Here is a 13,286-nt window from a genome sequence, read left to right as displayed (position 1 = left end):
AGACTAAAGAAACAAGGTGGGGGTTTTGGAAAGAGGCTTTGTTTTTTTTTTTTCAAGCCAATATTGAAAATACCCTTTTAATGGAAACAGACTCTTGATCAAGAAATCTTAATTGTGAAAAATATTAGCAATCATTTGAAATTCAGGAACTTCTACATCGAATTCCTTCTCATTATAGACTTTTCGCATGGTGTAGCTTCCCTTCATTTTACCCAAGCCAGAACGAAGATTGCATCCTGATACATAGCTATGACTTTGTCCGGGTTCTAGCGTGGGCTGCTGTCCGACCACTCCATCACCTTCCACAATTTTTCGGTTTTCCGCAGCATCAGAAATTTCCCATCTCCTTCGCAACAATTGAACGGTAATGTCACTTTTATTATGAATGGTTACCTTGTAGGTGAAAACATAATGATGTTGTAGAGGGCTAGAAAATTCGGCCTGATAGGTGACTTCTATACTGACTTCTATTCCCTGAGTGATTGCTGTGACCATTCTTAATAATATTAAAAGTTTCCAAATATACAATGAAGCCTTTGAAAATCAATACTTTTACCTATGAAAGTAAAAATTGAAAATTCCTGGAATAATGTTTTGAACGACATTTTTGAGGAAGAGTTTTTCAAAAAACTAGTGACATTTGTAAAGTCTGAATACGAGAAAGGGCCAGTTTTTCCACCTGGGAAATTTATTTTCAACGCGTTTGATCAGTGTCCCTTTGATCAAGTGAAAGTCGTCATACTGGGACAAGATCCATATCATGGCGAGGGTCAGGCGCATGGGCTTTCCTTTTCGGTAAAGCCTGGAGTTCCTTTTCCTCCAAGTCTTTTAAATATTTTCAAAGAAATCCAATCGGATATAGGAAAAGCCATGCCTCCAAATGGAGATTTAACCCGCTGGGCAAGACAAGGTGTATTTCTGTTGAATGCTACACTTACCGTCCGAAAGAGCGAGGCAGGTTCACATCAAAAACAAGGTTGGGAGGAATTTACAGATCGGGTGATCCAACGAATCAGCGATGGCAAATCAAATGTGGTATTCCTGCTTTGGGGAGCCTATGCGGGAAAAAAGGCTGATTTAATCGATCAGTCAAAGCATCTGGTATTGAGAGCGCCTCACCCGAGCCCGCTTTCTGCTCATCGTGGGTTTTTAGGGTGTCGCCATTTCTCTCAGGCTAATGCTTATTTAGAGCAGAAAGGTTTGAAATCAATTGATTGGTGATTTCAACACAAAAAGAAAAGGCCCTATGAGGGCCTTTTATTTATTCGATGCTTTTAAATATCCTGCTCCAACGGATTTTGTTGAAGAATGACTCGAACTCATCCAGTGAAAGCCAAAGGAACCAGGCTTTTCCTACTACGTGATCTTCAGGAACAAAACCCCAATAGCGTGAATCAAGCGAATCATGACGATTGTCTCCCATCATGAAGTAATAGTTTTGCTTGAAGGTATAGCTTTCAACTTTTTGTCCATTGATCAAAAGTTCATTTTCTCTGATCTCTACCTGCTCGTGTCCTTCATAGTTTTTGATGGTGGAGCCATATCGCAAGATATTATCTGCATTCAATTCGATCGTTGTACCTTCTCCGGGAATGGTCAAAGGACCATATTGGTCTCTGTTCCAACCCATCTTCATTCCATCTGGAAAAATTCTGTCCTCGCCTCTTGGTGACATGATTTGTTTTCTCACAGTGGTGATTAAAGGAGATGCTTTTAATCTTTCTATCACTAGATCTGTGGCAAAAACGACATATGAACCATCGGACATTATATGAAAGCTAGCAGGATTAATTCCATATTCTGTAAAAAAATCGGCATTTAGCATTCGGCTTGCCAAGACATTGTATGAATACTGCATTTCTTCCGGCTGCATGGCTGATTCACCATTGATATATAGAACTCCATCTTTGATTTCCAATTCATCACCCGGAACAGCGACTGCCCGTTTTATATAGTTGGTTTTCAGGTCATTGGGGTATTCAAATTCAACTGGGTAATTGAATACAACAACGTCATTTCGCTCTACATCGGCAAAGCCAGGTAGTCTCATGTATGGCAACTGGATAGCATCAGAATAGGAGGGAATTTCCGTTCCCCAAATCTTTTGATGGGTTAGTGGTACCTGTAAGGGAGTTTTGGGAATCCGAGTCCCATAGTGCATTTTACTTACAAAAAGGAAGTCTCCCACCAATAGGGACTTTTCCATAGAAGCTGTAGGAATGGTAAATGGCTCCAGCAATAACCAGCGGATCAAACTGGCCGCTACTACTGCAAAAACCAAGGCATCGAGCCATTCCCTCGCAGCAGATTTTTTCTTTTTATTCTTCGAACTCATACTTTAATATTCAAAAAGACAGAAAATCATTCATATTCAATACTCCACTTTTTCCAGGTATCCATTCGGCAACTAAAACCGCGCCAAGCGCAAATCCCTGTCTACTGTGAGCTGTGTGGCTGATCTCAATATCATCAATTTCAGATTGATAGCGTATGATATGTGTGCCAGGTGCCGGATCAATGCGCTTAGAAATGATCGGAAGTTTTTGTCCATTTTCGGGCGCTTCCCCGGACAAGTACCAGCCCTTCAAGCCGCTCTGGGCTTCCAAGATACCCTCTGCCAGAGTGATAGCAGTGCCAGAAGGAGCATCTTTTTTAGCCGTATGGTGAATTTCCTCTATTTCTACCTGGTATCCAGCTGTTTCACCCATCAGTTTGGCAAGATACTGATTGACTTTAAAAAATACGTTTACACCGATACTAAAATTTGAGGCATAGAAGAAAGGAGTGCCTTTCTCGATTGCTAATTTCTCTATGTTAGGCTTGTGTTTTAACCACCCCGTTGTACCTGATACAATTGGGATTCCGTTCTCAAGGCACCAAGTTATATTGGTGACGGCAGCTTCAGGTTGGCTGAACTCGATTGCTACATCGACTTTGGATAGATCCAAGTCATTGAGCGTTTCTCGGTTGTTTTCGTCAATTTTGGCAAGGATGGAATGACCACGGGTTTCGGCTATTTCACCTATTATTTTCCCCATTTTTCCATATCCTAGAATAATAATGTTCATTTATTTGAATTTCAATTTTACACTTAAACCCAAGGATTGGTTTTGGGCTGCGAATTGTTGCACGCTGGGTTCAATAGCAAGACTGAGTTCGTCTGAGATATCAAAGCCGGAAAGGTGTGCGTCCACATTTGCATCAATGATATTCAAGGCGTAGATGACTCCAAGCAGCAGGATAGTCAAGTCTCGATTTCGCCTCCAATAATCTACATTTCGAACCAAAGCATCCCGATTCAGACTAGGGAATAAATTGTCTTCCCCTTCATCAAAGGCAAATAAGGCTTCTCGGAAAACTTGGTATCTGCTGTTATTATATCCAATGAAATAAATATCAGCCATAAAACCTGCGTAAAGGATGGGTACTTTCCATGCTTTACCATTGTAAACCTGTCCAGCTCCAGGCAAAATAGCCGAAAGCATGGTGGCTTTTCTAGGGTTTTTCGGAAGTGAAGAGTAATCAGGTTTTTCCTTTTTATTTTTTCGCTCTTCTACTCGTATGGTATCCTGCTGTGCGGAGGCTGCGGAATTGACCAAAAGCCACACGAGAAACCCCATCGCTCCAATGCGACTTAATTTGGAGAGGATTCTTTTACAAAGTAGATGGCTACGCAAAATCAAATGATTTCAAGAATTTCGAGAATTCTATTGAGGTCAGATGCTGAATGAAAAGGGATTTTGATTTCTCCCCGGTTTTTTGGATCAGATTTGAGGGCCACTTTTGTCCCAAAATGAGATGCTAGTCGCTGCTGTAGCTTGTTCAACTCATATTTTTTGACAGGATCTAATTCGGGTTTTTCCTTTTTGCTCGGTTGTGCCTCATTCAATGCTTTGACTAGGGCCTCTACCTTTCTTACACTTAGCTCCTCATCAATAGCCTTTTTAAAGATCGCCAATTGCTTGTCAATGTCTTCCACATTGATAAGTGCCCGGGCATGCCCCATTGATAATTTTTGATCTCGAATAGCTGCTTGAATCGATGGAGGAAGTTTCAGTAATCGTAGATAATTATTGACAGTAGTTCTGTTTTTTCCTACCCGGTCGCCTAGTTCTTCTTGTTTGAGATTACACTCAGCTAAAAGTCGCTGATAGGATTGTGCGATTTCTAGCGCATTAAGATTTTCCCGCTGAATATTTTCGATCAAGGCCATTTCCAGCATTTGCTGATCATTGGCTGTCCTTACATAGGCAGGTATCTTTACTAAGCCAGCAAGCTTGGATGCTTGAAATCTCCGCTCACCTGAGATTAGTTGATAATCGTTCTGATCCAGTTTTCGAACTGTGATTGGCTGAATAATTCCCTGGACGCGAATGGATTCTGCAAGTTCTTCAAGCGCTTCTTTGTCGAAGTGGGTCCGAGGTTGAAAAGGATTGACCTGAATTTGAGAAAGCTCCAATTCAAAGATGCCGGTCTTCTGAACTTCAGGAAGGATCTCTTCCCCTTTATTTTTAGCAGGACTATCCTGAAGAAGGGCTCCTAGGCCGCGACCAAGTGCACTTTTCTTTCGGTTGGGTTTATTATCAGCCATGAGCTTGTTCTGGTTTTTTTAGTCCGTTTTTCTCAGCAATCTCATTGGCCAAGTTGAGGTAAGCAATAGATCCTTTTCCTTCTGCATCAAAAGCAATAGCCGGTAATCCAAAGCTTGGTGCCTCGCCCAATCGCACATTTCTTGGAATGATGGTTTCGAATACCATGTTTTTGAAATGGAGGCGAACTTCCTCTACAACCTGATTGGATAGGCGGAGTCTCACATCATACATGGTCAAAAGAATTCCTTCGATCTCCAAGTCAGGATTGAGTCTGGTTTGGATGATCTTGATCGTATTCAAAAGCTTACCTAGACCTTCTAATGCGAAATATTCACATTGCACAGGGATAATTACCGAATTGGCCGCAGTCAGTGCATTAATCGTTATCAAGCCTAAGGAAGGAGAGCAGTCGATGATAATAAAGTCATATTTCTCTCTCAAACTAGAGATGACTTCCTTCATCTTTTCCTCTCGGTTTTCCATATTGATCATTTCCACTTCTGCACCGACCAAGTCTATGTGAGAAGGGACAAGATCTAAGTATTCGATTTCGGTATGGATAATGATTTCCTCGACGGGAATTCCATCCACCATACACTCATAGATGCTGGTACTGATGGATTTTGGGTCTTGCCCAAGGCCTGAAGTTGTATTTGCCTGTGGATCAGCATCAATCACCAAGGTTTTGTACTCCAAAACCGCCAAACTGGCAGCAAGATTCATCGCGGTAGTAGTTTTTCCTACTCCACCTTTTTGGTTGGCGATTGCAATGATTTTTCCCATGATGATACGATAAATTTAACTTCAATATTAAACAAAATCCCGGCTCTGTCGACTCATTTTTTTCTTTTTTCTAGGAAGCAGTTCAAATAATCACATGGTTTTTTGAATGCTGTTCTAGGCTAGATTATTTGTTTTGATTGAAGATCAAGAAGATAACAAAGTTAGTGGAGAATGGCATGCCTGATTGTTAAAGTTTCTCAAGTGATACTCAATTTGATTCGAAACACGAATCAGCCTAATCCGCAAAAAAAGGGCCGAAGCCCTTTCTTATTTATTTTTTCCGATTTGCATCGGCAGCCTTCATGGCATCTTCTAGTCTTTGTTGGAACTTAGACTTCTTCTTATTTGCGTTTTTGACCTTATTGGCTTCTACTTTTTGGCGAATCTTTTCATCGTCTACAAATAGCTTGATCAATGCCTGCTGACCAAAAGTCACCATATTAGAAACGAAGTAGTAAAAGCTCAAGCCTGCTGGATAAGAGTTCAGGATAAACATGAACATTACGGGCATGATGTAGCCCAAATTTTTCATCGGGCCAGTGGCTGTGGTAAGCTGATTGTTGAAGTGGGTGTAAACAATCTGCGAAATGGTCATCAGCAAAGTAAATAAACTGACGTGAGAACCATAAAATGGGATGGTAAATGGCAGTTTGATAAACTCATCATAGGTAGAAAGATCATTGGCCCACAGGAAGGATTCTTGCCTAAGTTCGATCGAGTTCGGGAAAAAGAAGAACATCGCGAAAAGGAAGGGCATCTGGAAGAGTAAAGGAAGACAGCCCGCTACTGGCGAAACGCCAAGTTGCGAAAATAGCTTCATTTGCTCTTGCTGCATCTTGGTTGGATCTTCTCCGTATTTTTCTTTAAGCTCGTCGATTTCAGGTTTTATCACCCTCATTTTTGCCATGCCGATGTAGGACTTATAGGTAAGAGGAGATAAGGCCAACTTGATAATCAATACGATCAAAATGATGATTACTCCATAATTGCTGAAGTATTTCTCAAGAAATGCGAATAGATTAACAATGATGTACTTATTCACCCAACTGACAAAGAAGTAACCCATGTCAACGTTTTTTTCAAACCCTTCTGTTACTTGCTTAAGTACTTTATATCGATCTGGCCCAAAGTAAAAGGTGTAATCAGCCTTTCCCTCTGTCATAGGAACGTAAAAACTTGCTTCCATTTGTCTGACAAAGGCACTATCTGTTGGGGTGCTTTGAGCTACATTAACATTGGAGAAATTTTGGTCAGCTATAATCCCTGCCGTGAAAAAGCGCTGGCTAAAACCAATCCACTTTACAGCTTCGGTTGGGCTCTCAGCCTCTGGAGAATCTCCTACGCCAAGGTTTTCATAGGAACCTTCAGCTGTGTAGTAGTTGACTTCTGTTTTTCTACGAGACTCAGCCAAATCCTGCTCATGGGCTCTCGCCACATCATTCCAAGAAATGCTTAAGTGGTTTTGGGTAAAAACCCCTTGATAATCGTTAATCTCGAAAGACTTTTTGACTTGATATGACCCTTCTACTAATTCAAACCGGTGCAATAAAGTACCGCTTTCCGTTCCAGTCTGAAGTGTGAGAACTTGGATCTGCTTGCCATCCTCTGAAGTCTCTGAAGTCAGTTCGGGAAAGAAATAGAAATCTTCCAAAAGAACAGGGCCTTTGGTAGTCTCTAGCATTTGAGACATGGAGGAGGACTCTTCATCCAAAAGAAGCAGGGGCTTGCCTTCCCATGTTTTGTACTCCTTTAGCTCTACATTTTTGATGGTCCCGCCTTTGGTGGATACATCGACTTTGATGACATCATTTTCCAAAGTGACTATTTCTTCCTTACCGAGAGTAAGTGTGGCTAAGACACCATATCTGTTGATTTTGTCCTCTGATAGGGAGTCGGTTTCTTCCTTTTGGATCGGCGGGAATTCTTCAATACTTCCCTGATTGGGAGTTACGGTGTTTTCTACTGCGATGGTTTCTTCACTTGGATCAATTTCAGGCCCCGAGGCAAAGAAAATTGAGTAAATAAGGATGACTGCTGCAAATAATATCAGTCCTGTCGCTTGATTTCTATCCATAAATGCTATTGCCCGGGATTACCGGGACTACTTACTTATATTTTTTATTTTCTATCGCCGCTTCAATAAATTTCACGAAAAGTGGCTGTGGGTTCAAGACGGTGCTTCGGTACTCGGGATGAAATTGAACGCCTACAAACCAAGGATGGTTTTTGATCTCCATAATTTCTACAAGACCAGTGTCAGGATTTTTACCCGTAGCAAGCATTCCTGCTCTTTCTATCTGCTCTAAGTATTTGTTGTTAAACTCATAGCGATGTCTATGTCGTTCTTGAACTTTTTTGGTTCCGTAGGCCTGATAGGCCTTACTTCCTCTTTTGAGTTCGCAAGTATACGCACCTAATCGCATTGTTCCACCCATTTGCTCGATCTGTTTCTGCTCTTCCATCAAATCTATGACAGGATGCGGGGTGTTTTCGTCCATTTCCGTACTGTTTGCATTTGGTAGCTGTAGGACATTTCTTGCAAATTCTATCACTGCCACTTGCATGCCAAGGCAGATTCCAAAAAATGGAATTTTCTTTTCCCTAGCATAGCGAACCGTTTCGATTTTGCCTTCAAATCCTCTTTCACCAAATCCGGGTGCTACCAAAATCCCATCCAAGTCACTGAGCTTTGATTTGAAATTGTCCAGATTGATTTCTTCGGATGAGATCAACTTTAAGTTTACATGACATTCTACGGATGCCCCTGCATGTGTGAATGCTTCAATAATGGATTTATAGGAATCGGGTAAGGAAACATATTTTCCGATAAGCCCGATAGTGACTTCTTGCGTTGGATTTTTGAGTTTGCCCAAAAAGTCCTTCCATTCTTCCAGGTCAGTATTTTGTTTGGATGAAAGCTTAAGCTTTGACAATACGCGTTCGTCTAGCTTTTCTTTCTTCATCAAAAGTGGCACATCATAAATAGTATCAGCGTCCATCGCTTCAATGACACTATTTAGCTGTACGTTGCAGAAAAGCGCCAATTTCTTCTTTACCTCAGCGGGAAGATGATATTCGGTCCGGCATACTAAGATATCAGGTTGAATACCAGCCTCTAGGAGTTGCTTTACTGAGTGCTGAGTCGGCTTTGTCTTGAGCTCTTTCGCAGCCTTCAGGTAGGGGATGAGCGTCAAATGAATAACCAAGAAATTATTGGGGCCAAGATCCCATCGAGCTTGTCGAACTGCCTCAATGAATGGCAAAGATTCAATATCGCCTACGCAACCTCCGATTTCGGTGATGATCACATCATACTTACCTTCTTGGCCTAGCTTGTAAAAGTTGTTTTTGATTTCGTCGGTAATATGAGGAATGACTTGTACGGTTTTTCCCAAAAACTCTCCTTTACGCTCTTTGGTAATGACATTGTTGTAAATCCTCCCTGTCGTGACATTGTTGCTTTGGGAGGTAGAGGTATTTAGAAATCGCTCATAGTGGCCAAGGTCCAAATCAGTTTCCGCTCCATCATCTGTCACATAGCATTCTCCATGTTCGTATGGATTGAGAGTGCCTGGATCAATGTTTAGATAGGGGTCGAATTTCTGGATAGTGACAGAAAAGCCACGGGACTGGAGTAATTTGCCTAAAGAAGCGGCAATAATACCCTTTCCTAATGAGGAGGTAACTCCTCCGGTGATGAAAATGTATTTGGTTGATGAGGCCATAAGAATGGGGTGAGCGTGTTGTTTCTATTTGGATTCTTATGGGGCTCAAAATTACGGAAAATATCCGAGAAAGAACTGAACGGAGATTTTTTCTGAGCTAAAAAATCCAACTACGATCGCCTAATTTTTTCTTTTGCTTCATGATTGGTTAAACAGTATTTTTTGCTTTAGATATAAAATGTAATTCAACGAATTTGTAATATAATCCAACCTATCTATGTTAAAACTTTTTAATTTTATGCTTTAGAGTAAACTTTTTGGTTTAGCATTTTACCTCTTTTGTTGTTCAATGATTAGTGCTAATACTCTATCAAGAAATAAATAGTAAATAGTTTTTAATTTTTTTTATATAAAATATCAGAAAGCTTTTTCATTCTCATTATGAAATAATATATTGCTCCATCATTTTTACCTAAAAACAAAAACGATTATGAGAGAACTTATTAAAGAGGCAATTGCAGATCTTAAAAAGAATGATGGTTTTATTTATGTAACTTCTGAAGGTAAAAGAGTAGATCTTCACGAAGCTGCTGCCAGAGGTATTGCAGTTACTCCTGTAAACCCAAAAGATGATGTTATTAAAAAATTGGAGAATGCAGGATTGCATCTAACAGACGGACGTTTTTTAAATGACCTAAATGAACTAATTGCTTTAATTACAGGACAGTCAAGTGCTAAAACATCCAAAAGAAGAACTTTCTCTGATCAAGAAAAATCAAAAATTCTTGAAGAGTGGAAGAAGGTAGAAGCTACCGGTAAAAAGACCAAAGCTGCTTTTGCTAGAGAGATCGGTATTGGTTATCAGACATTTATCAACTGGCTAAGAGGATAAATATCACTTGTTTATTTTGATAAAAGCGGACTAGTTCCGCTTTTTTTATTACTTCGTTTTTGGTTGATTTCATATGTTCAGGAATATTTTTCCTTTTCTATTCGGGTAATTTATTCTTTTTAAGGAGTACATTTTTTCTATTAATCTGTAAGCTCTCAGATATCTGATTAATTTTGCAAAAAATCAATAGAAATTGGATTACAAACCATTAATCGAAACATTAAAAACCAAGGGCAGTCTATTCATCAAGGAAGGAAATGGAAGTGTCATTCATTTCCAGTATGCAGATACCTGGCAGGAGGATTTGGGGTCTGACTGGATATTTCTTTTGTTTGATGTTTTTCAGATTAGATCGGTAGCAGAGCAGTTTTCGGAGGTATCTTTAGATATCGTAGATTATGCTTCCAAACCAACCATCTATCACAGCCCGGCATCTGACCTACTTCCCAAAGCCTTGCCTGAAAATGGAAAGATTCGCTTTGCATTGATCAGGGATAAGGCCTGGAATGGTTTTTTGTTTCAAGCAAGTAAACTCCTCATGGCTAGATGGGAAAATGTAAAAGGCCCGGTGGACTTTCAGGTGAAGGAGCTTTTTCCGCTTTTTAGTCCTAATTTGAAAGAGCTATTTTTGAGCCCAGAAGGGGATGTGAAAATCATCAAGGGATGAATTTTAAAGAGAAACTAGATCAAAATTCAATTTTCAAAATTGTAGGAGAGGCAGGTCAAAGACTGGGGCTTCCCACATATGTAGTAGGCGGATACGTTCGTGATCTACTTTTGGAAAGAGAAAATAAAGATATCGATTTTACCTGCGTGGGTAGTGGAATTGCACTTGCCAAAGAAGTTTCAAAGGCTTTGGGAAATGATGTTCCTGTATCAATCTTCAAGAATTTTGGGACTGCGATGATCAATTGGGGAGACTATGAACTCGAGTTTGTGGGAGCCCGGAAGGAATCTTATCGATCTGAAAGCAGAAAGCCAATCGTGGAAGACGGTACTTTGATGGAAGACTTGGAGCGGAGGGACTTCACGATTAACGCGATGGCTATTTCTCTCAATCAGGAGGATTTCGGGGAGTTGTTGGACCCTTTCAACGGACAAAAGGACCTGAAAAGAAAAAACATTCAAACACCCCTAGAACCCAATGTAACTTTGTCGGATGATCCTCTTCGGATGATGCGGGCGGTACGATTTGCAGCTCAACTTAATTTTGACATAGAAGCAGATACCTTTTTTGCTATTCAAGACAATGCAGCCCGCCTTAAGATTGTATCCGCTGAAAGAATCATTACCGAGCTAAATAAAATCATTGAAACACCTACTCCTTCTTACGGCTTTAAATTGCTTTTTGCAGGTAAATTGATCCATGAGTTTTTTCCTGAGATGGTCGAGCTTCAAGGTGTAGATACTGTTGACGATAAGTCTCACAAGGATAATTTTTATCATACACTTCAAGTACTCGACAATGTAGCCAAAGTGAGTGATGACCTTTGGCTTAGATGGGCGGCTATTTTGCATGATATTGCCAAGCCTGCCACTAAGCGGTTTAATCCTAAAGTTGGTTGGACCTTTCATGGGCATGAAGATAAAGGCGCACGGATGGTGCCGGGGATATTTAAGCGTCTCAAATTGCCGATGGATGAGCGGATGAAGTTTGTCCAGAAATTGGTACGCCTTCACCTTCGGCCGATAGCTTTGGTCAAGGATGAAGTCACGGATTCTGCCTTGCGACGCCTACTCTTTGATGCGGGAGATGCGATCGACGAATTGATGATGCTTTGCCGGGCTGATATCACTTCCAAGAATGATAAAAAGGTAAAACGCTACCTGGAAAACTTCGATAAAGTAGAGCGTAAATTGCAAGAGGTAGAAGAGAAAGATCAAGTTAGAAACTTTCAGCCACCAATTAGTGGGGAGGAAATTATGTCAATTTTCAATCTAAAGCCTTCCAAAATAGTAGGCGATATCAAAGAGGAGATCAAAGAAGCTATATTAGAGGGCAAAATCAAAAATAATCCCGAAGAGGCTAGAGGCCTGATGCACGACATAGCAAAACGGATGGGGATTTCCGATAAATAAAAGATCTTAAAATCTGTTTAAGTCAAATCAAAAGAATAAATAGAATTAGAAAAAAGCATTTACTTTCCGACTTAATTCAAAGAAATATACCACAACAGAAAGTTTAATTATATGAAATCGAGCACAACGCAAGCAATACACACTGGGATGATTGTAAAATGTGCAAGATTCCATCTGACCTCTAAAAAACAAATTATAAACAGATGAAACGTTTACTCACCCTATTTGCCTTTGTCCTCTCAATAGGATACGCACAAGCACAAAGTGCTGACTCCACAGTACAAATGGATCCCAAAGACAAAATTGCTCTTAATATTCAGGATCAGGCTTCCTATCAGCTAGCAATGCGATACAATGACCCTGAGCTTGCTAAATCTGCTTTATACAGATTAATCGTTAGAAATCCAGAAAACTTGAGATATCAAGAGCTTTTGGGATCATTATATTTCGAATTGGGCCAATCCACCTCTGCAGCCCTCGTTGCCATGGATATTCTCGAGGTAAATGATCGAAATATTGGCGCATTAGAAATAGCCGCTTATTCTTTGGAGCAGGTAGGGGCACTTGATAGAGCACTCCCTCATTATGAGAGTTTACACCTTTTGACGGGAGATAACTTCAGCCTATATAAGTCAGCATTTTTACAATATTCCTTAAAGCGATATGAGGAAGCACTCAATTCTACCAATATGCTGATCAAGAATGCTAAATCGGATGAAAAAATCGGATTTCCAAAGTCTCAGACAGAAACTCAGGAAGTGAGTATCAAGGCTGCAGCACTTAATCTAAAGGGCATGATCTATTTGGATCAGGGGTCTAAATCTGAGGCAACTACCGCTTTTCAAGAAGCAATCGAATTAGATCCTGCTTTTGATCTAGCGAAAGAAAATTTGAAGAAGGCACAATCATAATTAGATCAGGCCGCATTGAAGAACGGCTCTCTTTTTGGGAGCTGTTTTTTTTTAGATAAAAAGATAGTAAGCGAGAGCAGTGGTTAAAAGAGCCAATAGGAAACTGACGGTTAGGATTTTTCCATAGTTGACAGGTACTCTCACCATTTCTCTGGAATTCTTTCTAAAGTTGATGTACTTCGGATTGGAGACTTCTTGAACGATGGCCAATATTCCCAGGAAGTATACCGCCAAAATCAAGACAAAGCTAGCGATCTCTTGCATAGGCTCGAAATAACTTAAAATTAAGCGCTTTTAAAACCGTGGATTCAAATGTTAACGATTTGATAATAAAGCAAAAAAGCAAGCTCCTTGAGCTTGCTTC

14 protein-coding genes are annotated in these 13,286 nt (G+C 40.3%); 5 read left to right on the top strand and 9 right to left on the bottom strand.

Annotated features, from left to right (window positions below; all coding sequences use genetic code 11):
- Window positions 1-108 precede the first annotated feature (108 nt).
- Entirely contained in the window at window positions 109-495 is a 387-nt protein-coding gene (gene apaG / locus OU792_RS12325) for a Co2+/Mg2+ efflux protein ApaG (protein WP_024281717.1), read from the bottom strand.
- Window positions 496-558: 63 nt separating this feature from the next.
- Between apaG and ung the strand changes: the two genes are divergently transcribed.
- A complete protein-coding gene (gene ung, locus OU792_RS12320; protein WP_274670313.1) occupies window positions 559-1,221 on the top strand; it encodes a uracil-DNA glycosylase in 663 nt (220 codons plus the stop codon).
- Window positions 1,222-1,261: 40 nt separating this feature from the next.
- On the opposite strand, the gene lepB is transcribed toward ung, so the two are convergent.
- From lepB to OU792_RS12285, 7 genes are all read right to left on the bottom strand, one after another.
- A complete protein-coding gene (gene lepB / locus OU792_RS12315; RefSeq protein ID WP_274670312.1) occupies window positions 1,262-2,335 on the bottom strand; it encodes a signal peptidase I in 1,074 nt (357 codons plus the stop codon).
- 10 nt (window positions 2,336-2,345) lie between these two features.
- Window positions 2,346-3,068, bottom strand: a complete 723-nt coding sequence (gene dapB, locus OU792_RS12310) for a 4-hydroxy-tetrahydrodipicolinate reductase (protein WP_274670311.1) — start codon at window positions 3,066-3,068, stop codon at window positions 2,346-2,348.
- Window positions 3,069-3,677: a DUF5683 domain-containing protein gene (locus tag OU792_RS12305; RefSeq protein WP_246628722.1), complete on the bottom strand. Its 609-nt coding sequence runs from the start codon at window positions 3,675-3,677 to the stop codon at window positions 3,069-3,071.
- Between the two features lie 2 nt (window positions 3,678-3,679).
- Entirely contained in the window at window positions 3,680-4,591 is a 912-nt protein-coding gene (locus OU792_RS12300; RefSeq protein ID WP_222582725.1) for a ParB/RepB/Spo0J family partition protein, read from the bottom strand.
- Window positions 4,584-5,375 carry a ParA family protein gene (locus OU792_RS12295; RefSeq protein ID WP_134200713.1) on the bottom strand — a complete coding sequence of 264 codons (792 nt, stop codon included), beginning with the start codon at window positions 5,373-5,375 and terminating at the stop codon, window positions 4,584-4,586. The genes OU792_RS12300 and OU792_RS12295 overlap by 8 nt, the downstream gene beginning before the upstream one ends.
- A 271-nt stretch (window positions 5,376-5,646) precedes the next feature.
- Entirely contained in the window at window positions 5,647-7,449 is a 1,803-nt protein-coding gene (yidC, locus tag OU792_RS12290) for a membrane protein insertase YidC (RefSeq protein ID WP_274670310.1), read from the bottom strand.
- A 31-nt stretch (window positions 7,450-7,480) separates the two neighbouring features.
- Window positions 7,481-9,100 (bottom strand): CTP synthase, encoded by a 1,620-nt coding sequence (locus OU792_RS12285; RefSeq protein WP_274670309.1) that lies wholly within the window; start codon window positions 9,098-9,100, stop codon window positions 7,481-7,483.
- Window positions 9,101-9,530: 430 nt separating this feature from the next.
- Between OU792_RS12285 and OU792_RS12280 the strand changes: the two genes are divergently transcribed.
- From OU792_RS12280 to OU792_RS12265, 4 genes are all read left to right on the top strand, one after another.
- A complete protein-coding gene (locus OU792_RS12280; protein WP_222582727.1) occupies window positions 9,531-9,932 on the top strand; it encodes a hypothetical protein in 402 nt (133 codons plus the stop codon).
- 193 nt (window positions 9,933-10,125) lie between these two features.
- Window positions 10,126-10,599: a hypothetical protein gene (locus OU792_RS12275; protein WP_274670308.1), complete on the top strand. Its 474-nt coding sequence runs from the start codon at window positions 10,126-10,128 to the stop codon at window positions 10,597-10,599.
- Window positions 10,596-12,011 carry a CCA tRNA nucleotidyltransferase gene (locus tag OU792_RS12270; RefSeq protein WP_274670307.1) on the top strand — a complete coding sequence of 472 codons (1,416 nt, stop codon included), beginning with the start codon at window positions 10,596-10,598 and terminating at the stop codon, window positions 12,009-12,011. The genes OU792_RS12275 and OU792_RS12270 overlap by 4 nt, the downstream gene beginning before the upstream one ends.
- A gap of 203 nt (window positions 12,012-12,214) precedes the next feature.
- A complete protein-coding gene (locus OU792_RS12265) occupies window positions 12,215-12,922 on the top strand; it encodes a tetratricopeptide repeat protein (protein WP_134200722.1) in 708 nt (235 codons plus the stop codon).
- A 51-nt stretch (window positions 12,923-12,973) separates the two neighbouring features.
- Here the strand turns inward: OU792_RS12265 and OU792_RS12260 are convergent, their stop codons facing one another.
- Window positions 12,974-13,186, bottom strand: coding sequence for a hypothetical protein (locus OU792_RS12260; protein WP_026944921.1), 213 nt, complete (start codon window positions 13,184-13,186; stop codon window positions 12,974-12,976).
- Window positions 13,187-13,286 lie beyond the last annotated feature (100 nt).

This window comes from Algoriphagus sp. NF, from assembly GCF_028823735.1.
Taxonomy (GTDB): Bacteria; Bacteroidota; Bacteroidia; order Cytophagales; family Cyclobacteriaceae; genus Algoriphagus; species Algoriphagus marincola.
Note: the sequence above shows the minus strand (reverse complement) of the source record. Positions and strands in the feature narration are given on the sequence as shown.